Here is a 1478-nt window from a genome sequence, read left to right as displayed (position 1 = left end):
AGTCCGAGATCCTGTGCAAACGCTCCAAAGACCGCTGCCGAGCAGGTTATCCCTTTGCTGAAATTATCATATGCTGATTCTGGTTTGTTCATGCTGATTCCTCACTAATTATCGTGTGCGAACCGCCCTGCATAAACCCTGTGCCCGGGTGTTGTTCTGTTGGACCTTTCATCCCATCACGTCCACACGCGCCCGATTCTCATTCTGTCGGGCAGGATACCCTGTCAATAACTGCCCGGACCAGCTTCTCGATCTCGTCATACTTCACATCAGCCATGCCGTTCTTCTCGATCCCGAGTTCAGTGGCGATGATATGGGCGTCCGCGGAGAGGCCGGCTGCGGTGAGTTTCTTTGTTGCACAACAGTCCGTGCATCCGTCGAGCACGATCAGCCGTTCTGCACTTCCTGCATCCATTTTGAGGGATTCGGCGGACTGTTTGCAGTTCATGCAGAGGAACATTCCCGGCTTTCTCTGCATCAGGAGCATCCCGGCCTGTGTGGTGAGTTTGCCGGTATTTGAGATGCCAGAGCAGGTAACGAGGGTGTATGTCATGAAATCCCTGTGTTCAGCAGGTCCCGTTGCACCCGCAGCCGCACCCGCCGCCTTTCTTATCCGCTGGTGCTGCGGTTTTCACCCGGCCTTCTCCTTTCCAGCAGGCTGATACGACCTTCTCGATATCGTCCTGCGTGTAATTCTTCGAGGGCCCTTTCGTGATCCCGATTTCAGTCAACACAATATGCTGCCCTGCCGCAACACCCTGTGCTCCTGCAATCTTCTTTGCGCAGAGCATCGGGCAGCCATCCAGGATGACAACCTCGTCCGCGTTTAATGCATTTGCAACAAGGTTCTCTGATCCGATCGCGAGCAGTGCCACGCAGGCAATGCTCCCGTACCCTTCCTCGGTCAGCTGGAGGGCTGCAAGGTTGGTCAGTTGCCCGGTGTTTGCCTGCCCGGCACAGGGGAATATGATCCGCTTCTTCTCGTTCTGTCCGCATGAACATGATGGTATTTCTGCCATTTTTTCACTCCTGTAACAATGATTTGATCTCGTTCACGTCCGGCACTCTGCCTTCAGCAACGACTTCCCCGTTGATGAAGAGCGCCGGGGTCATCATGACCCCTGCCTCAATAATCGCATCCAGGTCTTCGACCTTCACAACCTCAGCTGCAATGCCGAGTTCCTTTACCGCTGCCTGCACGTTTTCAAACAGGCGTTTGCATTTCGCGCAGCCGGTCCCGAGCACTTCGATCTTTGTCATGGTATCTCCACAGAAAGCAATTTATGTTCTACTCTTTTTCAATGCCTTTTTTGTACTCATCCATGATCGCCCGTGCATAAGCTTCCGCAACACCTGGCGGGACATAGTTATAGACCCGGATCTTCTTCATCAGCGCCTCGCTGATGGCTGAGTCATTCCCCAGGTTCTGTTCCCGCACCGCGGCTATGCTCTCATCGAGCATCGTAATGCCGGTCATG

At 53.9% G+C, this 1478-nt stretch carries 4 protein-coding genes; all 4 read right to left on the bottom strand.

Annotation, left to right across the window (positions count from 1 at the left end; genetic code table 11):
* Positions 1-199: 199 nt before the first annotated feature.
* A complete protein-coding gene (locus CW742_RS12800; protein WP_292420966.1) occupies positions 200-553 on the bottom strand; it encodes a putative zinc-binding protein in 354 nt (117 codons plus the stop codon).
* 13 nt (positions 554-566) lie between these two features.
* Complete coding sequence (locus CW742_RS12795) at positions 567-1019, bottom strand: putative zinc-binding protein (RefSeq protein WP_292420963.1); 453 nt, start codon at positions 1017-1019, stop codon at positions 567-569.
* A gap of 4 nt (positions 1020-1023) precedes the next feature.
* Positions 1024-1260 (bottom strand): thioredoxin family protein, encoded by a 237-nt coding sequence (locus tag CW742_RS12790; RefSeq protein ID WP_292420960.1) that lies wholly within the window; start codon positions 1258-1260, stop codon positions 1024-1026.
* A 28-nt stretch (positions 1261-1288) separates the two neighbouring features.
* Positions 1289-1478 (bottom strand): hypothetical protein (locus CW742_RS12785; protein WP_292420958.1); only part of this gene is annotated, 190 nt, incomplete at its 5' end.

It is taken from the genome of Methanoregula sp., assembly GCF_002835825.1.
GTDB lineage: Archaea > Halobacteriota > Methanomicrobia > Methanomicrobiales > Methanospirillaceae > Methanoregula.
The sequence above is the reverse complement of the archived record's forward strand: the minus strand, read 5'-3'. Positions and strand labels throughout refer to the sequence as shown.

Excerpts from the sequence above, each read along its gene's own strand:
- CW742_RS12800 (WP_292420966.1), bottom strand. The coding sequence starts at position 553 with ATGACATACACCCTCGTTACCTGCTCTGGCATCTCAAATACCGGCAAA.
- CW742_RS12795 (WP_292420963.1), bottom strand. The coding sequence starts at position 1,019 with ATGGCAGAAATACCATCATGTTCATGCGGACAGAACGAGAAGAAGCGG.
- CW742_RS12790 (WP_292420960.1), bottom strand. The coding sequence starts at position 1,260 with ATGACAAAGATCGAAGTGCTCGGGACCGGCTGCGCGAAATGCAAACGC.